The organism is Herbaspirillum sp. RV1423, from assembly GCF_000577615.1.
Taxonomy (GTDB): domain Bacteria; phylum Pseudomonadota; class Gammaproteobacteria; order Burkholderiales; family Burkholderiaceae_D; genus Herbaspirillum.
In genome coordinates this window covers 1-20528 of sequence record NZ_CBXX010000061.1, presented here as the reverse complement: position 1 = coordinate 20528, position 20528 = coordinate 1, and the positions used below count along the sequence as shown (strand labels likewise).

The 20528-nt window shown below is 61.2% G+C and carries 20 protein-coding genes and 1 pseudogene; 4 read left to right on the top strand and 17 right to left on the bottom strand.

The features are described 5' to 3' along the window. Positions 1-53: 53 nt before the first annotated feature. The 4 genes from RV1423_RS27240 to RV1423_RS27225 form a co-directional block, all read right to left on the bottom strand. Positions 54-764, bottom strand: a complete 711-nt coding sequence (locus RV1423_RS27240) for a VIT family protein (protein ID WP_034303755.1) — start codon at positions 762-764, stop codon at positions 54-56. 259 nt (positions 765-1023) lie between these two features. Then, a complete protein-coding gene (gene lipA / locus RV1423_RS27235) occupies positions 1024-1995 on the bottom strand; it encodes a lipoyl synthase (protein WP_034303777.1) in 972 nt (323 codons plus the stop codon). A 46-nt stretch (positions 1996-2041) separates the two neighbouring features. Beyond that, the gene (lipB, locus tag RV1423_RS27230; protein ID WP_051517001.1) at positions 2042-2683 is read right to left on the bottom strand and encodes a lipoyl(octanoyl) transferase LipB; all 642 of its coding nucleotides are present in this window, start codon (positions 2681-2683) and stop codon (positions 2042-2044) included. A 90-nt stretch (positions 2684-2773) separates the two neighbouring features. Further along, positions 2774-3106 carry a DUF2917 domain-containing protein gene (locus RV1423_RS27225; RefSeq protein WP_034303753.1) on the bottom strand — a complete coding sequence of 111 codons (333 nt, stop codon included), beginning with the start codon at positions 3104-3106 and terminating at the stop codon, positions 2774-2776. 159 nt (positions 3107-3265) lie between these two features. Here RV1423_RS27225 and gcvA point away from each other — a divergent pair, with 159 nt between their 5' ends. Together gcvA and RV1423_RS27215 are read left to right on the top strand one after the other, a co-directional pair. Further along, positions 3266-4183: a transcriptional regulator GcvA gene (gene gcvA, locus RV1423_RS27220; protein WP_034303752.1), complete on the top strand. Its 918-nt coding sequence runs from the start codon at positions 3266-3268 to the stop codon at positions 4181-4183. A gap of 280 nt (positions 4184-4463) precedes the next feature. Further along, entirely contained in the window at positions 4464-6026 is a 1563-nt protein-coding gene (locus tag RV1423_RS27215) for a methyl-accepting chemotaxis protein (RefSeq protein ID WP_034303751.1), read from the top strand. A gap of 96 nt (positions 6027-6122) precedes the next feature. On the opposite strand, the gene RV1423_RS27210 is transcribed toward RV1423_RS27215, so the two are convergent. From RV1423_RS27210 to RV1423_RS27200, 3 genes are all read right to left on the bottom strand, one after another. Then, entirely contained in the window at positions 6123-6395 is a 273-nt protein-coding gene (locus RV1423_RS27210) for a DUF493 family protein (protein ID WP_034303750.1), read from the bottom strand. 126 nt (positions 6396-6521) lie between these two features. After that, on the bottom strand, positions 6522-7373 hold the full coding sequence (locus RV1423_RS27205; RefSeq protein WP_034303749.1) for a D-amino acid aminotransferase: 852 nt from the start codon (positions 7371-7373) through the stop codon (positions 6522-6524). Between the two features lie 95 nt (positions 7374-7468). Continuing rightward, positions 7469-9211: an ABC transporter ATP-binding protein/permease gene (locus RV1423_RS27200; protein WP_034303748.1), complete on the bottom strand. Its 1743-nt coding sequence runs from the start codon at positions 9209-9211 to the stop codon at positions 7469-7471. A gap of 347 nt (positions 9212-9558) precedes the next feature. On the opposite strand from RV1423_RS27200, the gene RV1423_RS27195 reads away from it, so the two are divergent. Further along, positions 9559-11400 (top strand): ABC transporter ATP-binding protein, encoded by a 1842-nt coding sequence (locus RV1423_RS27195; RefSeq protein ID WP_034303747.1) that lies wholly within the window; start codon positions 9559-9561, stop codon positions 11398-11400. A gap of 45 nt (positions 11401-11445) precedes the next feature. Beyond that, positions 11446-11742 (top strand): helix-turn-helix domain-containing protein, encoded by a 297-nt coding sequence (locus RV1423_RS31005; RefSeq protein ID WP_373419989.1) that lies wholly within the window; start codon positions 11446-11448, stop codon positions 11740-11742. A gap of 79 nt (positions 11743-11821) precedes the next feature. Here the strand turns inward: RV1423_RS31005 and RV1423_RS27190 are convergent, their stop codons facing one another. From RV1423_RS27190 to RV1423_RS27145, 10 genes and pseudogenes are all read right to left on the bottom strand, one after another. Beyond that, positions 11822-12223 carry a hypothetical protein gene (locus tag RV1423_RS27190; RefSeq protein ID WP_034303746.1) on the bottom strand — a complete coding sequence of 134 codons (402 nt, stop codon included), beginning with the start codon at positions 12221-12223 and terminating at the stop codon, positions 11822-11824. Positions 12224-12292: 69 nt separating this feature from the next. Then, positions 12293-13204 (bottom strand): ParB/RepB/Spo0J family partition protein, encoded by a 912-nt coding sequence (locus RV1423_RS27185; RefSeq protein WP_034303745.1) that lies wholly within the window; start codon positions 13202-13204, stop codon positions 12293-12295. A gap of 17 nt (positions 13205-13221) precedes the next feature. Then, positions 13222-13992, bottom strand: a complete 771-nt coding sequence (locus tag RV1423_RS27180) for a ParA family protein (protein ID WP_034303744.1) — start codon at positions 13990-13992, stop codon at positions 13222-13224. A 52-nt stretch (positions 13993-14044) separates the two neighbouring features. After that, entirely contained in the window at positions 14045-14677 is a 633-nt protein-coding gene (gene leuE, locus RV1423_RS27175) for a leucine efflux protein LeuE (RefSeq protein WP_034303743.1), read from the bottom strand. A gap of 11 nt (positions 14678-14688) precedes the next feature. Beyond that, on the bottom strand, positions 14689-15255 hold the full coding sequence (locus tag RV1423_RS27170; RefSeq protein WP_034303742.1) for a lipocalin family protein: 567 nt from the start codon (positions 15253-15255) through the stop codon (positions 14689-14691). Then, entirely contained in the window at positions 15256-15927 is a 672-nt protein-coding gene (gene rsmG / locus RV1423_RS27165) for a 16S rRNA (guanine(527)-N(7))-methyltransferase RsmG (protein WP_034303740.1), read from the bottom strand. Between the two features lie 5 nt (positions 15928-15932). Continuing rightward, positions 15933-17867 carry a tRNA uridine-5-carboxymethylaminomethyl(34) synthesis enzyme MnmG gene (mnmG, locus tag RV1423_RS27160; RefSeq protein WP_034303738.1) on the bottom strand — a complete coding sequence of 645 codons (1935 nt, stop codon included), beginning with the start codon at positions 17865-17867 and terminating at the stop codon, positions 15933-15935. Positions 17868-18063: 196 nt separating this feature from the next. Next, positions 18064-18837 carry a TSUP family transporter gene (locus RV1423_RS27155; RefSeq protein WP_034303737.1) on the bottom strand — a complete coding sequence of 258 codons (774 nt, stop codon included), beginning with the start codon at positions 18835-18837 and terminating at the stop codon, positions 18064-18066. Positions 18838-19141: 304 nt separating this feature from the next. Continuing rightward, positions 19142-20122: a branched-chain amino acid ABC transporter permease gene (locus RV1423_RS27150; RefSeq protein ID WP_034303775.1), complete on the bottom strand. Its 981-nt coding sequence runs from the start codon at positions 20120-20122 to the stop codon at positions 19142-19144. Positions 20123-20168: 46 nt separating this feature from the next. After that, positions 20169-20528 (bottom strand): annotated as a pseudogene (locus RV1423_RS27145) (branched-chain amino acid ABC transporter permease); the annotation flags it as partial.

The window sequence follows — 20528 nt, the reverse complement described above, 5'->3', positions numbered from 1 at the left end:
TGAGGGATCGGATTGGAACCGGATGGTTGGAAAGGATTTTCTTCATGCCGGAGTCAGACGACTGCGCCGAACAGACTTCCGATGCCGGCCGTTGCCGCCATGGCCAATGAACTCCAGAAGCTGACGCGGATCACGCCGTCCATGACGCCGGCGCCGCCGGTTTTTGCCGCCACCCCGCCGAGGAAGGCAAGCGAACACAACGCCGAGATCACAATGGCAGGAATCAGGAGATGCGCGGGCGTCAGCAAGACGACGCCCAGGGGCAGCGCGGCGCCGACGGAAAAACTGAGCGCGGAGACGACCGCCGCCTGCAAGGGATTGGCCATCGTCATGTCGGAAATGCCCAGTTCGTCGCGCGCATGGGCTCCCAATGCATCGTGCGCCATGAGTTTTTCCGCGACCTGGCTGGCCATCTGATGATCGAGTCCGCGCCGCATATAGATCGCCGTCAGCTCGCGATGTTCGCCATGAAAATCCGCTTCCAGTTCGGACTTCTCTTGCGCCAGTGCGGCCTTCTCGCTATCGGCCTGCGAATGGACGGAAACATATTCACCGGTTGCCATCGACATCGCACCGGAGACCAAGCCGGCGATGCCGGTCAGGACGATGTTCTCGTGCGTGACGTGCGCCGCGGCGACGCCCAGCAAGAGGCTGGCGGTGGAGACGATGCCGTCGTTTGCGCCCAGCACCGCGGCGCGCAACCAGCCTATGGCGTCGATGCGATGCCGTTCGAAATGGCGCTTTGGAATGGAGACCGAACTCATGTGAATGTCCTCGAACGGCAGGATGTGAAATAGCCCCTCTGCGATTGTAGTGGGTGCGCGGCGGGATTGCCATCTTCGATGACCCGAATTGTTGTGAGACGTATTTTCGTTTGATGGATGCCGGTTCGACAACCGCGGCATGCGGCAAAAAAAAGAGGCCATTTTTTCGCCCGCTGCGCTGAGTTCGTTTCCATGCAAAAACGACCTTGTCCGGTGCAGGACAAGGTCGTTTTTTAATGCTGCCGCCAGCGGATCTTAATCAGCCGACCAACCCATGCGCCTGCTGGTCCGCATGGTAGCTGGAGCGCACCATGGCGCCGACCGCTGCATGCACGAAGCCCATCTTGTAGGCTTCTTCTTCGTACATCTTGAAGGTGTCCGGATGCACGTAGCGACGCACCGGCAAGTGGTCGCCGCTGGGCATCAGGTATTGGCCGATGGTCAGCATGTCGACGTTGTGGGCGCGCATGTCGCGCATGACTTGCAGGACTTCTTCGTCGGTTTCGCCGAGGCCGACCATGATGCCGGACTTGGTCGGGGTGTCAGGATGCAGGTCCTTGAAGCGCTTGAGCAGATTGAGCGAGTACTCGTAATCGGAACCGGGGCGCGCTTCCTTGTACAGGCGCGGCGCGGTTTCGAGGTTGTGGTTCATCACGTCCGGCGGCGCCATCTTGAGGATTTCCAGCGCGCGGTCCATGCGGCCGCGGAAGTCCGGGGTCAGGATTTCGATGCGGGTCTCGGGCGACAGTTCGCGCACGCGCTGGATGCAGGCGGCGAAGTGGCCGGCGCCGCCGTCGCGCAGGTCGTCGCGGTCGACGCTGGTGATGACGACGTAGCTCAGCTTGAGCTGGGCGATGGTCTTGGCAAGGTTTTCCGGTTCATTGGGATCGAGCGGATCGGGACGGCCGTGGCCGACGTCGCAAAACGGGCAGCGGCGCGTGCATTTGTCGCCCATGATCATGAAGGTCGCGGTGCCCTTGCCGAAGCATTCGCCGATGTTGGGACAGGAGGCTTCCTCGCACACCGTCACCAGGTTGTTGGCGCGCAGGACGTCCTTGATTTCGTAGAAGCGGGTCGTCGGAGAGCCGGCCTTGACGCGAATCCAGTCGGGCTTCTTGAGCTTTTCCGCCGGCATGATCTTGATCGGGATCCAGGCGGTCTTGCCGGCGCCCTTCTGCTTGTCGGTGGGGTTGCGCAGCGCCGGTTCGGCTGGGTTGATGTCGGTAGTCATAGTCGTGATTTCTTTGGCCGTCCATGCGACGGCTTCAAACAAAGTGTCAAGCGAAATGCTCAACGAGTTTATCGGCAAGCAGCGATTGCACATCGCTTAACGGCGCGGCGATATCCAGAGTCTGCATATCCACGGTGGCGAGGCCTTCGTAGCCGCATGGGTTGATCCAGGAAAACGGCGCCAGATCCATCGCGACATTGAGCGACACGCCGTGATAGGTGCAACCGTTGCTGCGGATTTTCAAGCCCAGCGCAGCGATCTTGGCGCCCTGCCACGGTCCCGTGCTGACATAGATGCCGGGCGCGCCCTGCTTGCGCTGACCAGCGAGATTATACGCCGCCAGCGTGTCGATCACCGCCTGCTCGATCTTTTGCACGAATTCGCGGGCGAACAGGCGCGCGCCCGGATGATTGCGGCGCAGGTCCATGAGCAGGTAGATCACCACCTGGCCGGGGCCGTGATAGGTGACTTCGCCGCCGCGGTCGGTCTGGATCACGGGAATCGCATGGGGATTGAGCACATGAGCGACGTCGGCGCCCAGGCCGAGCGTGAAAACCGGCGGATGTTCGACGATCCAGAGCTGGTCGGGGGTGTCGGCAGTGCGGCTGTCGGTGTAAGCGCGCATGGCGTCGAAGCTGGCCTGGTAGTCTTCAACGCCGCGCCGGATGATCTGTGGAGCGGTTCGCATGTCGGCAAGTGTAACGAAAATCGCCGTTCCTCGCCGGACGAACGGCCTTGCGGCGACAGTTGTCCATGCGGCAACCTGCCGCCGGAGAACCTATCGCCTCGGCGCGTCGGCAACGATGGCGCGGCGGCTGCGCAGGCGTTTCGCCAGGGCGGCCGCGCCGCGCGCCAGGCGCATCATCCAGTGACGGCGGCACAGGCCGATCTGCAACTTGCTGGCGATATTGACCGACTCGATCACCACCAGGCCCCGGCCGGGAATATCCAGGCTCTGGCCGCCGGAGAGCCAATAATCCGTGCTGCCGCCTTCAATGGTGACCCAGACGCGGCCGCTGCCGACATGCAGGCAGACCGGTCGCCTGACTTGCAGCGCAGTCACGTCGCCGGCTTGCATGCGGAATTGCTTCTTAGTGAAAATATTTTGCATGACTCCACCTCTTGGGATTACTATTTCCGAGGCGGTCGACCTGCCGCCCATCCATTGCCACCAGTACTTTTACGAGATCGATGCAGGCATTCTAGCCAGCGCCGCAGACAAACCAAAACGATATATATTCTCTTTCCTTGCTAATTTTTCTCACTAGAAATGGCTGATTTTAGGAAATTGCCCAATCTCGCCGCCCTGCGCGCTTTCGAGGCGGCGGCGCGGCATGAGAGTTTTTCGCGCGCGGCGGAGGAAATTCACGTCACGCCGGGCGCGATCAGCCATCAGATCCGCGCGCTGGAACAAGAGCTCGGCTTGCAACTGTTCACGCGCAACGGCAAGCGCATTGCCGGCACCGATGCCGGCCGGCGCTTCGCCGCTGCGATCCGCAAGTCGCTGACCGACATCGCCGCCGCCGCCGAAACGCTGCAGGAGCAACACGGCCGGCAGCGGCTGGTGGTGTCGTCGCCGCCCTCCTTCGCTTCGCGCTGGCTGGCGCCGCGCCTGTGGAAATTCATCGACCGTCACCCCGACATTGAAGTCATCCTGCAATCGAGCAGCCACCTCAACGACCTCGCGCGCGACGGTATCGACGTCGGCGTGCGTTTCGGGCTCGGCGTTTATCCGGGACTGAAGTCGGAAAAAGTCATGGAAGACTTTTACTATCCGGTCGCCAGTCCGCGTTATCGCCAGGGCCGCTTGCCGGCCTCGCCGCAGGAATTACGCGACTGCACGCTGTTGCGCATGGACGGCCTGCAGGAGTCATGGCTGCCCTGGTTCGAACTGGCTGGACTGGATCTGCCCGACCCGGCCGGCGGCCTGGTGACGGAAGATTCGTCGCTGACCCTGCGCGCGGCGGCCGACGGCGCCGGCGTCGCGCTGACGCGTCACGCCATTGCTTCGCAGGAAATCGCCGCCGGCGAACTGGTGCGTCTGTTCGACATCGCTCTCAAGAGCGAACGCGGCTATCACTTCGTCTACGTCGCGGAGACTTTCAACAAGCCGCAGATCCAGTATTTTCGCAACTGGCTGCTGGAAGAAGTCGCGCTGTTTCAATCAAACGGCCGCTGGCCCGGCTGAACGCGACACCCGACAAACCTGCAAATACCCGCCGAAAACCCCTCTGTTCCCTAGCTTGAAAACGGCGGAATGCTCTATGTTGCATGGTGTGGAGCGGCAATAAATTAATTAATTAAGCTGGCATGCATCCGATCGTCCCGGATGCGGGACCTCCTCCCTTTTTGACAAATGTTTACATCCGCAACATGTGCGCCTCGTTCCTGAACAGAGGCGGTTCGATAGTTCGCGCGCTGCTTTTCTGCCGTCTTGGGTTTTATCTGTTTTAGCAAGGAGTTTGTCTATGAAAAATATGAAAATCGGCGCACGCCTGAGCATTGGTTTTGTCGTCATCCTGATGCTCATGGTCGTGATGCTGGGAATCAGCGTCTGGCGCCTGCAGCAAATCAACGCAGCCGTGGTATCGATGACCACGGATTCGATCACCAACGAACGCAATGCCGTCGAGTGGCTGGCGGTCATCCGCGAGAGCGGCATCCGTACGCTGGCGATCATCAAGAGCGACGATGCCGAGGTGCAGCAATTCTTCCAGGCGCAGATCACCGCCGAATCGGCGCGCGTGACGCCGCTGCGCAAGAAGATCGAAGAGGTCAACACCGCGCCGCGCGAAGTTGCGCAACTTGCGGAAATCAACAAGATCCGCGACACCTATCAAAATACGCGCAACGATATCTTCAAGCTGAAAAAGGCCGGCAATCTCGACGAGGTCAAGAAGATGACCGACGAGAAATTCCTGCCGCTTTACAATGCTTACGCAGGCGCGGTTGCCAAGTTCCGCGACATGCAGCGCCAGGAGATCACCGATTCCGCCGGCGCCGTCAACAGCTACTATGTTTCCAGCCGCAGCCTGCTGATCATTCTCGGCGTCGTCGAACTGGCCCTGGGCGGCGTGCTGGCCTGGCTGCTGACGGTCAGCATCACGCGGCCGCTGACGCAGGCCGTCGCCATCGCCGAAACCGTGGCCGCAGGCGACCTGACTTCGCATATCGACATCAGCGGCAAGGATGAAACCGGCAAGCTGCTGCAAGCGCTCAAGACCATGAACGACAATCTGCTGCGCATCGTCGGCCAGGTGCGCAGCGGCACCGACACCATCGCCACGGCGTCGAGCGAAATCGCCAGCGGCAACCTCGACCTGTCTTCGCGCACCGAGCAGCAGGCAGGCTCGCTGGAAGAGACGGCGTCGGCGATGGAAGAACTCACCTCGACCGTCAAGCAGAATGCCGACAACGCGCGCCAGGCCAACCAGCTTGCGGTTTCCGCCTCCGAGGTCGCCACCCAAGGCGGCAACGTCGTCGGCCAGGTAGTCGACACCATGGGTTCCATCAACGACTCGTCGAAGAAGATCGTCGACATCATCAGCGTGATCGACGGCATCGCCTTCCAGACCAATATCCTGGCATTGAACGCCGCGGTGGAAGCCGCACGCGCCGGCGAGCAAGGCCGCGGCTTTGCGGTGGTGGCAAGCGAAGTGCGCAGCCTGGCGCAGCGCTCCTCGGCTGCGGCAAAGGAAATCAAGACGCTGATCGACGACTCCGTTTCCAAGGTCGACGTCGGCAGCAAGCTGGTGCAGCAAGCCGGCGAAACCATGAGCGAGGTGGTCGCCAGCGTCAAGCGCGTGACCGACATCGTCGGCGAAATCAGTGCGGCCAGCCAGGAGCAAAGCGCCGGCATCAACGAAGTCGGCCAGGCCATCACGCAAATGGATGAAAGCACCCAGCAGAATGCCGCGCTGGTGGAGCAAGCCGCCGCCGCCGCGAAATCGTTGCAGGATCAGGCCGGCCAGTTGGCGCAGGTGGTCAGCGTGTTCAAACTGGATCGCACGCAAGTCGTCGCCTCGCGCTGAAACGTCGCACCAAATAAAAACCGGTTCGTCCTCACGAGAGGCGAACCGGTTTTTTCATGCGCCGCATCCTCGTTGCAGGACGCATTGCAAAACGCGTTACAGCACGAACTTCACCATCTCGTGCGAGGACAGCGCGCGATACAGATTGTCGAGCTGCTCGCGGCTGGTGGCGCGAATGGTGACCGTCAGCGACAGATATTTTCCTTGCGTCGAAGGACGCGTTTCGACCTTGCCGGCATGGAAGGTGGGATCATGCTCGACGATCATTTCAACGATGGTGTCGGTAAATTCATCGTGCATGATGCCGACCACCTTGATGGGAAAATCGCTCGGGTATTCGATCAGGGATTCTTCGGTTGGGACTGGCATGATAAGCGGCCTTCAAAAACGGCCTTCAATGGAGAATTCGCTTATTCTACGCCATGCGGCGGCTCCCTTGCGCATGTCTTGCCGCACGACAAGACATGCCCTCCTGCGCTTCGGAAAACTACCGTGTCAGAGCGCCTGCTTGGCCGCCTGGTAGGCAGCGTACAGCTTGCCGAACACCGGCCCCGGCTTGCCGCTGCCGATGCTCTTGCCGTCGATGGTGACGACCGGCAGGACTTCCTTGGTGGCCGAGGACAGCAGCACTTCATCGGCGGCGAACACTTCTTCGCGCGTGATGCGGCGCGCTTCGAAGACGATGCCTTGGGCGGCGCACAGCTCTTCGATGAGGCCGTAGCGAATGCCTTCGAGGATCAGATTGTCTTTCGGCGGCGCCGACAGTTTGCCATCCTTGACGATCCAGACGTTGGACGACGACGCTTCGCTGAGGTAGCCGTCACGGAACTGGATCGCTTCGGTCACTTCGTTCTCCGCCGCGTGCTGGGCGGCCAGCACATTGCCCAGCAACGAAGTCGACTTGATCTGGCAATTGAGCCAGCGCTTGTCTTCCATCGTCACGCAGGCCACGCCCTTGGCGCGCACCTCGGCGGACGGCACCGTCAGCGGGCTGGTCATCATGAACACGGTCGGCGTGACGGCTTCCTTGGGGAAGGCGTGGCCGCGTTTGGCGACGCCGCGCGTGACCTGAATGTAGACGATCTGATCGTTGAGGTCGTTGGCCTGCACCACGCGGTCGATCAATGCCAGCCACTCCGCTTCGCTATGCGGATTGGCAATACCGATGGTGCCCAGGCTGCGGAACAGGCGGGCGATGTGATGGGTGCCGCGAAACGGTTTGCGGCCGTACATGGGGATTACTTCGTAGACGCCGTCGCCGAAGATGAAGCCTCGGTCCAGCACGGGAATCTTTGCTTCCGAGAGCGGCGTCAGTTCGCCGTTGAGGTAAACGATGGGGTCATTCATGGGAATCTTCTTGTGAAATTTTCAGGTGTCGGGACAAAGACATTCTTGCACAGGTCAGCCAAACCGGTTATGCAAAGTAAGCATCGCGAGTCCGGTCAAAGCGACTCGATGCTGAGCCGGCTGACGTCGTCGCCGGCGGCATTGCCGCGACTGGAAAAATGCCAGCGCTGCCGATGGTAGCGCGCCACGGTTTCGCGGTGCGCGATGCTGACGACGGTCGCTTGCGGCAGCTCTTCCTGCAACAGCGAATACAGCGCCTCTTCGGTCTCGCCATCCATGGCGCTGCTGGCTTCGTCGAGAAACACCGCTTCCGGCCGCGTCAGGAAAACGCGCGCAAACGCCAGCCGTTGCTGTTCGCCCGGCGACAGCCGGTTGCCCCAGTTGCTGTAGACGCCGAGCTGATCCTTCAGATGCGGCAGGCGGCACAGGTCGAGGTAATGGCAGATCGCCAGGTCGGTATAGGCGTGTTCCTCGGCGGGATACGCCAGCACCGAGCGCAGCGTGCCGATCGGCAGGTAGCTCGACTGCGGCACGAACATCAGCCTGGTCTTGTGCGGGATCTGGATGTCGCCGCCGCCATAGGGCCAGATGCCGGCGATGGCGCGGAACAGCGTCGACTTGCCGCAACCGGAGCGGCCGCTGACGAGGATGCGGTCGCCCGCATGGATGGCGCCGTTGACGCCGCCGATCAACGGGGTGCCGTCGGGCAAGGCGAGATCGAGCTTGTCGAACAGGATGGCGCCGACATTGTTGCGTTCCACGGAGATGCTGGCGGGCTGCCTCTGCGCCTGCTCGACGGCGAGGTTGAAACCGGCCAGACGATTGATGCTGGCCTTCCAGTCCGCCAGCGTGGTGAAGGCGTTGATGAACCATGACAAGGCATCCTGCACCTGGCCGAAAGCACTGCTGATCTGCATCAGCACGCCCAGCGAAATGGCGCCGCCGAAGTAGCGCGGCGCCGCCACCAGCAGCGGAAAAATGATGGCGAACTGGCCGTAGAAATTGACCGCGATGTTGAGGCGCTTGGTGGTGTTCATGATGGCCCACCAGTTCTTGCGGATGTCTTCGAAGCGCAGGTTCAGTTCGCCGCGCTCGCGCTGTTCGCCGCGGTACAGCGCAACCGCTTCGGCATGTTCGCGCACGCGGATCAGGCCGAAACGATAATTCGCCTCGAAGCGTTCCTGGTTGAAGCTCTGCACCACCAGCGGTCTGCCGATCCACCAGATGATCCACGAACCGACGCCGGCATAGGCGACGGCGAACCACACCATATAGCCGGGAATCACCCAGTCGCGGTGCATGATGAAGAACGAGACCGGACCGCTGATGGCCCACAGGATGCCGACGAAAGACACCAGCGTCACCGCGCTGGAAATGAAACCCAGCACCAGGCTGATGGTGTTCGCCGTCAGGGCGCGCAAGTCTTCGGCGATACGCTGGTCGGGGTTGTCGGCGATGTGGCCCTGCTCCATGCGGTAGTACGCGTGATGCAGCAGCCATTTGGCCATGTACTTGTCGGTCATCCAGGCGCGCCAGCGGATCTGCAGCGATTGCGTCAGGTAGATGCGCGCGGTGGCGACCACGATGTAACCGAACGCCAGGTAGGTGAATTGCCACAACAAATGGCGGAAGGCGGCGTAGTCCTTGTTCTGCAGGGAATCGTACATGGTGCGATTCCAGTCGGTGATCAGCACGTTGATGTAGACCATGACCAGCACCAGCGCAACGATGATCGCCATCAGGCCCCAGGCTTTGCCCCGCTCTTCCGAGACCCAGTACGGTTTGATGAGATGCCAGATGGCGTGGCGGTCGATGTCTTTTTTCTTGTTGGCTGTCATGTGAGTTCCTGAGAAGTTCTGTGCGAGATCATCTGCGATGATAAGCAATCCGTAATATTTCAGCTTGCGTTTAAATGCAACCAAGTGCAACAGCCGGGCGCTTGCTGCTATCCCACCAGAACTGTCGTCCCAGCGACCGCTGGGACCCAGTGTCGTGACGAACGCCGCTACGACGCTGGGTCCTGACTTTCGTCAGGACGACAGGCATTGAGCAGCCCGCCCCGTTTTGGTGAACGGGTTAGAATCTCTGTTCTTCGCCGCGCCGGTGCTTGCCTGCATGATATTGACGCACGCACATCGGTCCTTGGAACGTGTTCACGATCTGATGGCGACATTCTGGAGATTGCATGCTCGCATGGTTTGAAAAACTGGTTCACCCCTACCCCGATACGATTCCCAAGCCGCCGCCGCGCGGCTTTGCCGCTTTCATCTGGGCCTGCACCAAGGGCCTGCGCCGCTACATCGTCGCCATGACGGCGCTGACGGCGACCATCGGCGCCTTCGAGGCCTTGCTGTTCGCCATGATGGGCCGCATCATCGACTGGCTCGGCCGTATCGCGCCGGCGCAATTATGGACGCAGGAACGCGGCAGCCTGTTGCTGCTGGGGCTGGTGCTAATCGGCAGTCCGCTGCTGATCGCGCTGCAAACCTTCTTCAAGCATCAGACCCTGGCTGGCGCCTTCCCGATGATGCTGCGCTGGAAATTCCATCGCCTGATGCTCAACCAGAGCATGAGTTTTTACCAAGACGAATTCGCCGGACGGGTTGCCGCCAAGGTAATGCAAACCGCGCTGGCGGTGCGCGACGTGTGCATGATCATGGGCGACATCCTGGTGTTCGTGATGATCTATTTCGTCACCATGACGACGGTGGTCGGCAGCTTCGACGCCTGGCTGCTGCTGCCCTTCTTCGGCTGGCTGGTGCTGTATGTCGCCGCGCTGCGCTACTTCGTGCCGCGCCTGTCCGGCGTCGCGCGCAACCAGGCCGATGCGCGGTCGCTGATGACCGGGCGCATCACCGACGCCTACACCAACATCGCCACGGTCAAGCTGTTCTCGCACGCGGGACGCGAGGCCGGTTATGCACGCAGCGCGATGCAGGATTTCCTGGTCACGGTGCATCGCCAGATGCGTCTGGTCAGCGGTTTTGAAATCGTCAACCACATACTCAACATGGTGTTGATCCTGGCCACCGCCGGCGTTGCGCTATGGCTGTGGACGCAAGGCAAGGTCGGCGTCGGCGCGGTCGCGGCGGCGACCGCGATGGCCTTGCGCCTGAACGGCATCGCGCACTGGGTCATGTGGGAAATGGCGGCGCTGTTCGAACACGTCGGCACCGTGCAGGACGGCATCAACACGCTGTCGCGCGCGCATGAGGTGAAGGATTTGCCGGACGCGCAACCGCTTGAAGTCAGGCGCGGCGAACTGCGCTTCGAGAACGTCAGCTTCGCCTACGGCGCCGCCGGTCCGGATGCGCGCCAGGTGATCGACAAGCTGAATCTGGACATCAGGCCCGGCGAAAAGATCGGCCTGGTCGGCCGCTCCGGCGCCGGCAAATCGACCATCGTCAATCTGCTGCTGCGCTTCTACGACGTCGAGCAAGGCCGCATCCTGGTCGACGGCCAGGACATCGCGCACGTCACGCAAGACAGCCTGCGCGCGCAAATCGGCATGGTCACGCAGGATACTTCGCTGCTGCACCGCTCGGTGCGCGACAACATCATGTACGGCCGTCCCGACGCCGGCGACGACGAGATGATCGCCGCCGCCCGCCGCGCCGAAGCGCACGACTTCATCGCGACGCTGTCCGACGCGCACGGCCGCAAGGCCTACGACGCCCACGTCGGCGAACGCGGCGTCAAGCTGTCGGGCGGACAACGCCAGCGCATCGCGATTGCGCGCGTGATGTTGAAGGACGCGCCTATCCTGCTGCTCGACGAAGCCACCAGCGCGCTCGATTCGGAAGTGGAAGCGGCGATCCAGGAAAGCCTGTACCGCCTGATGGAAGGCAAGACCGTGGTCGCCATCGCGCACCGCCTGTCGACCATCGCGGCGATGGACCGGCTGATCGTGCTCGACCAGGGCCGCATCGTCGAACAAGGCAGCCATCAGGAATTGCTCGCGCAGAACGGCTTGTATGCGCGCTTGTGGGCGCATCAGAGCGGCGGCTTCCTGGGCGAAGAGGCCTGACGCAGCAGGCCACCCGCTCAGGCGTAGCAGCCGTCGTCCAGCAGCATGTCCTCGAAAAAGGCGCCGCAGGTCTTGTCGGGATGGCGCAGATGGATTTCCAGGATCCAGCGCATCGCCGACGGCACGCCGTCGAATTCCGCCAGCGATCCGGTATGGATTGCCGCACGCGTGATGCTGGAAGGCACGCAGGCGCCGCTGAAGACAGTGGCCTACCGCTGCGGCTTTCGCGACGCCGGCTACATGCGCGTGGCGTTCCTCAGGCGGTTGGGAATCAGCGCGCAACAGTATCGCGATAATTTCACGGCGAGCCAGCCATGCGCCGGCCCGCCATCAGTTGATTAAAACGCGCTGCGGTTGATGGATGTGTGGACAAGAATGGCGCCCTGATACCGAGCGCCGCCACATCGGCGCCGGCCATCCGTCAGTCCGGCTCGGCTTCGCCGGCGGACCATTCGGGACTGTAGCCGCCCAGGGTCGGATGATACATTTCATCGCCGCTGTGCTGCGTGAATTCGACGTTGAGACGGTCTTCGCGCAGACCCAGTACATCCATACAATCCTTGCATAATGCCTTGGCGACTTCCATGCGCAGCTCGGGGGTACGGCCGCGGCGGATGTCGCACATCAGCACCGAGACCGGTTCGACCTCGCCGCTGTCGACCGTGCGCCAGACGCTGCCTTCACCGGTTTCACGGATGACGATGCTGATGCGGCGAATGTCGACGCTCATCATGTCGGCATAGGTCTTCGCCATGCGTGTGGCGAGCTGCTTCTTTTGCTCCACCGGGTAGATGCCGTTGACGTCGAGTTGCAGGTAAGGCATGGCGCTTCCTTTGTCTATCGTCCATCGGCCGTTATGACCGGCATCCATGCCGGTCCGCATCGGTCTGTTTTACTGCTCGACCGCTTCGCCGCGCAGGCGCGCGATCACGCCGTCGAGCGCGTCGAGGCCGGAGAAGCTGATGACGAGCTGGCCCTTGTTCTTGGCGCCGGTCTTGATCGAGACTTGCGTGGCCAGGATGTCGGACAGTTCTTCTTCGAGACGTGCGATGTCGCGCGATTTTTCCTTGCCGCCGCCCTCGCGCGGTTTGTTCGATGCCGCTTGTTCGGCGGTGGTGCGCACCACGAGTTTTTCCGCCTCGCGCACCGACATGCGCTTGGCGACGACCTGGTTCGCCAGGTTGATCTGCGTGGCGGAATCCACCGCCAGCAAGGCGCGCGCATGACCCATGTCGATATCGCCGGCCATCAGCATGGTCTGCACCGGCTTGGCCAGGTTCAGCAAACGCAACAGGTTCGACACCGCGCTGCGCGAACGGCCGACCGCGACGGCGGCCTTCTCATGCGTGAAATTGAAGTCGGTGATCAGGCGATGGATGCCTTGCGCTTCTTCGAGCGGGTTGAGGTCCTCGCGCTGCATGTTTTCGATCAGCGCCATCGCGGCGGTGGTCTGATCGTCGACGTTCTTCACCAGCACCGGCACTTCGGTCAGTCCGGCAATCTTGGCGGCGCGGAAGCGGCGTTCGCCGGCAATGATTTCGTAGATGTCCTTGCCGTTCTTCTGGCCGATGGTGCGGATCAGGATAGGCTGCAGCAGGCCCTGCTCCTTGATCGATGCCGCCAGCTCGTTGAGCGCGCCTTCATCCATGCGGCTGCGCGGCTGGTATTTGCCGGCTTGCAGATCCGTGACCGGCATCACCGTGGGCGAACCCGCGACCACCGGCACGTCTTCGGCAATATCGGAGGAGTCGTCCAGCAAGGCATCCAGACCGCGCCCCAGACCTTTCTGTTTTTTCGTTGCCATAATTGCTTATTCCAATGTCATAGTGTCTTGATGCGTTCGACCATTTCGGCGCCGAAGGCGAGATAGGCTTGCGCGCCTTTCGAGGCGGCGTCGAAGTTCACGCCCGGCACGCCATACGACGGCGCTTCCGCCAGGCGCACGTTGCGCGGGATCACGGTCTTGAATACCTTGTCGCCGAAATGCTGTTCCAGTTGATCCGAAACCTGTTGCGACAAGGTCATGCGCGGATCGAACATGACGCGCAGCAGGCCGATGATCTTGAGGTCCGGGTTGAGCTTGGCGTGCACCTTCTTGATGGTGTTGACCAGGTCCGACAGACCTTCCAGCGCGTAATATTCGCACTGCATCGGAATGATCACGCCATGCGCCGCGCACAAGCCGTTGAGCGTCAGCAGCGACAGCGCCGGCGGGCAATCGATGAGGATGAAATCGTAATCGTCCGCGATCGCCGCGAAAGCGTCTTTGAGGCGCTTCTCGCGATTGTCCAGCTCGACCATTTCGACTTCGGCGCCGGCCAGTTCGCGATTGGCGGGCAAGACGTCGAAGTTGCCGTTTTCCGAAGTCTTGCGCACGCTCTTGATGTCGCTCATGCCGAGCAGCACCTGATAAATCGATCCTTCCAGCGTCGCCTTGTTGATGCCCGCACCCATGGTGGCATTGCCCTGCGGATCGAGGTCGGCGAGCAGCACGCGCTGATTGTGCTGCGCCAGTCCGGCGGCAAGATTGACTGCTGTGGTGGTTTTACCGACGCCGCCTTTTTGATTCGCAACGCAAAAGATTTTAGCCATAGGTTCTTTTAGTGAATGTTCCGTTGGTGCTTGGTTTAAATTCCGTCTGAATTCAGTTTGTCGTCAATTTGATGCCGAAGCCGATCAGGAAAACGCCGGCCGCGCGCGAAGCCAGCGTCGCAATCTTGCGATGGCGGGCCAGTCGTTTTGCCGCGGCATTTCCCGCCAGGACCAGCAGACTGCCATAGAACAAGGTGCAAGTGCAAATCACCGCGCCCATGGTCAGGAAAGTCGCGCCGCCCTGCTGCGTTGCCGGGTCGATGAACAGCGGGAAGAACGCCATGTAAAACACGATGGCCTTGGGATTCATCAGCGTCACGAAAAAGCCGCGGCGGAAGTCGGCCATGTTGGAGAACGGCACCACCGCCGCGCCACCCTCTTCCTTGGCAAACAGCAGGCGTGCGCCGAGATACGCCAGGTACGCCGCGCCGATGTACTGCATGCCTTTGAACAATAGCGGATTGGCATGCAACAGCGCGGCCACGCCGATCGCCGCCAGGAACATCAGCACGATGTCGCCCAGCATCAGTCCCGCGATCGATGCGAACCCGCCGCGCAAGCCGTGTTTGGCCGAGCAGGTCAGCACGCAGAAGGTGCCGGGACCGGGCAGCATCAGGAACACGACGGTGGCGGCGATCAATTGCCAGACGTCGGTAATGCCCATCGCATGAAACATGGCTTGCATGGCGTCTCCTTTTACTCCTGAGGCGTCTTGACCAGCTTCGACGTATCGAAGCCTTGCTTGGTCGCGTTGTTCACGGCCGCCTCGTATTGTGCGGTGGACAGCGTCGGCGTGCGCGACAGGATCCACAGGTAGTCGCGCGACGGCGTGCCGACCGTCGCGACCGAATACTCAGGATCGAGATCGATGATCCAGTAGTCGCCCCACACCAGCGGAAACCACGACAGCCATGCCGGCGCGAAACGCACCTGCAGCTTCGCGTTGTTGCCGCCCTCTTTGCCCTCCACCACGCGCACCAGGCCGTCGGCCTGGTCGAGTACGCCGCCTTCGACCTTGCAGCGATTGATCACGTCGATGTTGCCGTCGGCTCGTGCGCGATATTCAGCGGTCGCGTTGGCGATGCACTTCTTCTGGAAACTGTTGGGAAAACGGGCAATTTCATACCACTTGCCGACGTAGCGCTTGAGGTCGACCGACGGCACGGTAACCACTTCCTGCGCCGCGACTTGCGCGATGGGCAAGACGGCGGCGCATGCCAGCGTGAGCGACAACAGCAATCGGCGAACAGACTCGGAGTTCATTCAAGACCTTTCGATAAAGATCAGATGACGTTCGGCATCCAGGCCCGGCACCTGCAGGGACTGGGTTTTTTCCACTTTCCATCCTGGCGGCAGCCGGGCGATTTCTTCCTGCGGCATCACGCCTTTCATGGCGATGTAATGGCCGCCGGGTTGCAGCAAATGATTCGACCAGTTGATGAAGTCATTGAGTTCCGCGAAGGCGCGCGAAGTAATGACATCGAAAAGTTGCTCAACTTGCAATTGTTCGACGCGCGCTGTGTAGACCGAAATATTTCCCAATTGCAACTCCGCCTTTGCCTGCGTCAGGAAAGCAGTCTTCTTGTGCACGGTGTCGATCATCGAGACGCGCATCTGCGGCTCGGCTTCGGCCGCCCAGATCGCCAGCACGATACCCGGCAAACCGCCGCCGGCGCCCACGTCCAGCACATTGCGCGCGCCCGCGAAGGCCTTCACCGCCGCCAGCGAATCGAGCAGGTGATGCGTCATCATCTGCGCCGGGTCGCGCAGCGCGGTCAGGTTGTAGGTGCGGTTCCACTTCGCCATCAGGGCGAGGTAAGCCAGCAGCTTCCTTTGCTGATCGGCGCTCAGGGCAAGGCCGAGCGCCTCGGCGCCGGCGCTCAGAGTGTCGGCCAGGCCGCTGTCGGCTGTCGTCGATGTGTTCGATGTGGTCAAGATGCTCAGGCTGCCTGATTGTGGTTGTCGGATTCGACGACATTTTTCAGGCCGCCTTTTTTCAGGTGTACCAGCAACAGCGACAAGGCCGCAGGGGTCACGCCCGAGATGCGTGAGGCCTGGCCCAGGGTTTCCGGCTTGTGCTTGTTGAGCTTCTGGCGCACTTCGATCGAGAGCGCCTTGACGTCCATGTAGTCGAGGTCGGCAGGCAGCTTCAGGCTTTCATTGTGTTCCTGGCGGCCGATTTCCTTGGCCTGGCGGTCGATGTAGCCGGCGTACTTGATCTGGATCTCGATCTGTTCGCGCACCGGATCGTCGGCGACGCCCGGTCCGGCGAGGGCCTGGCCGTCGGTGCCGGTCAGCGTCATCAGGCTGTCGTAGGTCACGTTCGGACGACGCAGCAAGTCGATCAGGTTGTATTCACGCTCGATGGCTTTGCCCAGCACGCGTTCGGCTTCGGCGTCGGCGAGGATGCGCGGATTGACCCAGGTGGATTTCAGGCGTTCCATTTCACGTGCAACGGCTTCGCGCTTTTTCTCGAACATTTCCCATTGGGCGTCGCTGACGCAACCGAGCTGGCGGCCGACTTCAGTCAGGCGCAGGTCGGCGTTGTCTTCCCGCAGGCTGAGGCGATATTCGGCACGGCTGGTGAACATGCGGTAAGGCTCTTGCACGCCTTGGGTGATCAGGTCGTCGACCAGCACGCCGAGGTAGGCTTCGTCGCGACGCGGCGTCCATGACGCGCGGCCTTGCGTTTGCAGCGCGGCGTTGAGGCCCGCCAGCATGCCTTGGGCAGCGGCCTCCTCGTAGCCGGTGGTGCCGTTGATCTGGCCGGCGAAGAACAGGCCCTGGATTTGTCTGGTTTCCAGCGACGACTTGAGGCCGCGCGGGTCGAAGTAATCGTACTCGATGGCGTAACCCGGACGCAGGATATGGGCGTTTTCCAGGCCGCGCATCGAGCGCACCAGCGCAAGCTGGACGTCGAACGGCAAGCTGGTGGAAATGCCGTTGGGGTAGAACTCGTTGGTGGTCAGGCCTTCCGGCTCCAGGTAAATCTGGTGCGAATCCTTGCTGGCGAAGCGATGGATCTTGTCTTCGATCGACGGGCAGTAACGCGGGCCGACGCCTTCGATCACGCCGGTGTACATCGGGCTGCGGTCGAGTCCGGCGCGGATGATGTCGTGGGTCTGGCTGTTGGTGTGGGTAATCCAGCACGGCATTTGTTGCGGATGCATGCCGACATTGCCCATGACCGAGAATACCGGGATCGGATCGAGGTCGCCCGGCTGTTCTTCCAACACCGAAAAGTCGATGCTGCGGCCGTCGATGCGCGGCGGCGTGCCGGTCTTGAGACGGCCTTGCGGCAGCTTGAGTTCTTTCAGGCGCGCCGACAGCGAGATCGCCGGCGGGTCGCCGGCGCGGCCGGCGGAGTAATTGCTGAGGCCGACGTGGATCTTCCCGTCGAGGAAAGTCCCGGCGGTCAGCACCACCGCCCTGCCCTCGAACCGGATACCGGCCTGGGTCACGGCGCCGATCACGCGCTCGCCTTCCACCATCAGGTCGTCCACGGCTTGCTGGAATAGCCACAGGTTCGGCTGGTTTTCCAGGCGCGAACGGATCGCCTGCTTGTACAGGATGCGGTCGGCCTGCGCCCGGGTCGCGCGCACGGCCGGGCCTTTGGACGAATTGAGGATACGGAATTGGATGCCCGCCTCGTCGGTCGCAATCGCCATCGCCCCGCCCATGGCGTCGACCTCCTTGACCAGATGACCTTTACCGATGCCGCCGATGGAGGGATTGCATGACATCTGACCCAGGGTCTCGATGTTGTGGGTCAACAGCAAAGTCTTTTGGCCCATACGGGCGGATGCCAACGCGGCTTCGGTTCCGGCATGACCGCCGCCGACCACGATGACATCAAATTGTGTGGGGAATAGCATATTGCGCCTCATGGAGACGATGAACAGAGGCGAGATTATAAAGTCTTTTTTGACCGGGTATCAGACCCTACCCCTACTATTCCCTTTTTATTCTTGCTTTTTGTTTCACGTGAAACAAAAAGGGAGGCCGAAACCTCCCCCTCTTTCATTTCAATTTCATTTAGTGATTGTTCCACGTGAAACAATCCGCTCAAAGCTATTTCAAGAACGCGTCGTAACCTGTTTTCAGAATCAAGGCCGTGACCACAAACAAGAACAACTTTCGCACAAAACTGCTGCCGTGTTTGATGGCAAGTCTGGTGCCGACCAGTGAGCCGGCAATATTGAATACGGCCATCAGCAAACCGATCTGCCAGATGACGTGGCCGCTGTACGAAAACCAGAGCAGCGCCGCCAGGTTGGTGGCAATGTTCACCACCTTGGAAACGGCCGATGCGCGCAGGAAGTCATAACCGAATACCCGCACGAACAGGAACACCAGGAAGCTGCCCGTGCCCGGTCCGAACACGCCATCGTAAAACCCGACTCCGCCGCCGATCAGCACTGCGTAAAACCGCTCCTTGCCGCCGGACAACAGCGGCGCATGCGTCTGGCCGAAGTCTTTCTTCTTGAGCGTGTAAGCGGCCACCGCGATCAATACGAACGGCAGCGCCTTGCGGATCAGTTCGGTCGGTATATGGGTAACCAGATAGGCGCCGGAGAACGACAAGGCGAATGCCGCCAATGCCGCAGGTGCGGCGGCGCTCCACTGGATGCGGACCTTGCGCGCAAAATTAATGGCAGCGGCGCTTGTGCCCATGACGCCGGCAACCTTGTTGGTGCCAAGCAGCGTGGCCGGGGCTATATTGGGAAACACTGAAAACAAAGTCGGCACCAGCACCAGGCCGCCCCCGCCCACCACGGCGTCGACCAGTCCGGCGACGAAGGCGCCGATGCAGAGAATGATGTAGTTGGAAAAGAGATCAGGCATGACGACCTGCCTGCGGAGGAGTACAGCGCGGGGAAGACAATGGCATTCGGAGCTTTCGCAAAACGGGAGAGATCGAGACAGGCAATGGCCGGGAGATATTTCCCTGTCAGGGAGACAAGCATTTTACTCTGGTGGAAATACATTCTCCACTCTCTCGCAACCGCCCTGCACTTCTCTTTGTCCGCCGGACCGGACGAGCATGAACAAGACATTTCTTTTTGGAAACGTATTCGGCATGCCTTAAAACAAAACTGCCGCCGGACAGCCCGAGCTGTGCGGCGGCAGCAACTGCGTCTTTCAACAATCAGTGCGATGCGCCAGGCGAACGCTTGCCGGCCAGATGCAGGATCTCTCCCACGATGCCGCGACGGAACGCCAGCACGCAGACGATGAAGATAAAGCCCGTCACGATGGTCACCGAGTCGCCCAACGTGCTGAACCATTCGACATGCGTCACGGCGGCCAGCCAGTTGCCGATGTCGCCCAGCTTGTTTTCCAGCATGATGATGATCACGGCGCCGACGATAGGGCCGACGATGGTGCCCAAACCGCCCACCAGCGTCATCAGCACGACCAGGCCGGACATGCTCCAGTGCACGTCGGTCAGCGTCTCAAAACCCAGCACCAGCGCCTTGGTCGAGCCGGCCAGTCCGGTCAGCGCAGCCGACAGCACAAAGGCCAGCAGCTTATAGCGGTTGACGTCATAGCCCAACGAAATCGCGCGCGGTTCGTTTTCCTTGATCGCCTTCAGGACTTGCCCGAATGGAGAGTTGATCGTGCGCACGATCAAGGCGAAACCGGCAATCGCAATCGCCAGCACGACGTAATACAGCGTCAGGTCGTTGCCGAGGTCGATGACGCCCAGCAGCTTGCCGCGCGGGATCCCTTGCAGGCCGTCCTCGCCGCCGGTGAACGGCGCTTGCAGGGCAACGAAGTACAGCATCTGCGCCAGCGCCAGCGTGATCATGGTGAAGTAGATGCCCTGGCGGCGGATCGCCAGCAGCCCCATCAACAGACCGATCAACGCTCCGGTGGCGGTACCCAGCACCAGGCCGATTTCGGTCGGCACGCCCCACACTTTCAACGCCTGCCCCGCGACATAACCGGCAGCACCGAAAAACGCCGCATGGCCGAACGACAGCAGGCCGGTGTAGCCGATCAGCAGGTTGAAGGCGCAAGCAAACAAGGCGAAGCACAGCATCTTCATCAGGAACACCGGATACAAGCCGAACGGCGCCAGCAAGGCGAGAATCAGCAACACGCCGAAAAAGAGTTTCTTGCTCATCGAATTATTGATCGAGTTGTTCATGGCATTAGTCATCTTGTGCGCCTTATTTCTCTTTACCGAACAGACCGGCCGGACGGATCATCAGGACGATGGCCATAATGATGAACACCACCGTTGCCGACAGCTCGGGATAAAACACGCGGGTCAACCCCTCGACAACGCCCAGGCCAAGACCGGTGACGATGGAACCGAGGATGGAGCCCATGCCGCCGATCACCACCACCGCAAACACCACGATGATCAGGTTCGAGCCCATCAGCGGCGACACCTGGATCACCGGTGCGGCCAGCACGCCGGCAAACGCCGCCAGCGCCACGCCGAAACCGTAGGTCAGCGTCACCATCAGCGGCACGTTGATGCCGAAGGCTTCCACCATCTTGGGATTCTCCGTGCCGGCGCGCAG

Coding starts and splice junctions, on each gene's coding strand:
- RV1423_RS27240 (WP_034303755.1), bottom strand. CDS start 764: ATGAGTTCGGTCTCCATTCCAAAGCGCCATTTCGAACGGCATCGCATC.
- lipA (WP_034303777.1), bottom strand. CDS start 1,995: ATGACTACCGACATCAACCCAGCCGAACCGGCGCTGCGCAACCCCACC.
- lipB (WP_051517001.1), bottom strand. CDS start 2,683: ATGCGAACCGCTCCACAGATCATCCGGCGCGGCGTTGAAGACTACCAG.
- RV1423_RS27225 (WP_034303753.1), bottom strand. CDS start 3,106: ATGCAAAATATTTTCACTAAGAAGCAATTCCGCATGCAAGCCGGCGAC.
- gcvA (WP_034303752.1), top strand. CDS start 3,266: ATGGCTGATTTTAGGAAATTGCCCAATCTCGCCGCCCTGCGCGCTTTC.
- RV1423_RS27215 (WP_034303751.1), top strand. CDS start 4,464: ATGAAAAATATGAAAATCGGCGCACGCCTGAGCATTGGTTTTGTCGTC.
- RV1423_RS27210 (WP_034303750.1), bottom strand. CDS start 6,395: ATGCCAGTCCCAACCGAAGAATCCCTGATCGAATACCCGAGCGATTTT.
- RV1423_RS27205 (WP_034303749.1), bottom strand. CDS start 7,373: ATGAATGACCCCATCGTTTACCTCAACGGCGAACTGACGCCGCTCTCG.
- RV1423_RS27200 (WP_034303748.1), bottom strand. CDS start 9,211: ATGACAGCCAACAAGAAAAAAGACATCGACCGCCACGCCATCTGGCAT.
- RV1423_RS27195 (WP_034303747.1), top strand. CDS start 9,559: ATGCTCGCATGGTTTGAAAAACTGGTTCACCCCTACCCCGATACGATT.
- RV1423_RS31005 (WP_373419989.1), top strand. CDS start 11,446: ATGTCCTCGAAAAAGGCGCCGCAGGTCTTGTCGGGATGGCGCAGATGG.
- RV1423_RS27190 (WP_034303746.1), bottom strand. CDS start 12,223: ATGCCTTACCTGCAACTCGACGTCAACGGCATCTACCCGGTGGAGCAA.
- RV1423_RS27185 (WP_034303745.1), bottom strand. CDS start 13,204: ATGGCAACGAAAAAACAGAAAGGTCTGGGGCGCGGTCTGGATGCCTTG.
- RV1423_RS27180 (WP_034303744.1), bottom strand. CDS start 13,992: ATGGCTAAAATCTTTTGCGTTGCGAATCAAAAAGGCGGCGTCGGTAAA.
- leuE (WP_034303743.1), bottom strand. CDS start 14,677: ATGCAAGCCATGTTTCATGCGATGGGCATTACCGACGTCTGGCAATTG.
- RV1423_RS27170 (WP_034303742.1), bottom strand. CDS start 15,255: ATGAACTCCGAGTCTGTTCGCCGATTGCTGTTGTCGCTCACGCTGGCA.
- mnmG (WP_034303738.1), bottom strand. CDS start 17,867: ATGCTATTCCCCACACAATTTGATGTCATCGTGGTCGGCGGCGGTCAT.
- RV1423_RS27155 (WP_034303737.1), bottom strand. CDS start 18,837: ATGCCTGATCTCTTTTCCAACTACATCATTCTCTGCATCGGCGCCTTC.
- RV1423_RS27150 (WP_034303775.1), bottom strand. CDS start 20,122: ATGAGCAAGAAACTCTTTTTCGGCGTGTTGCTGATTCTCGCCTTGCTG.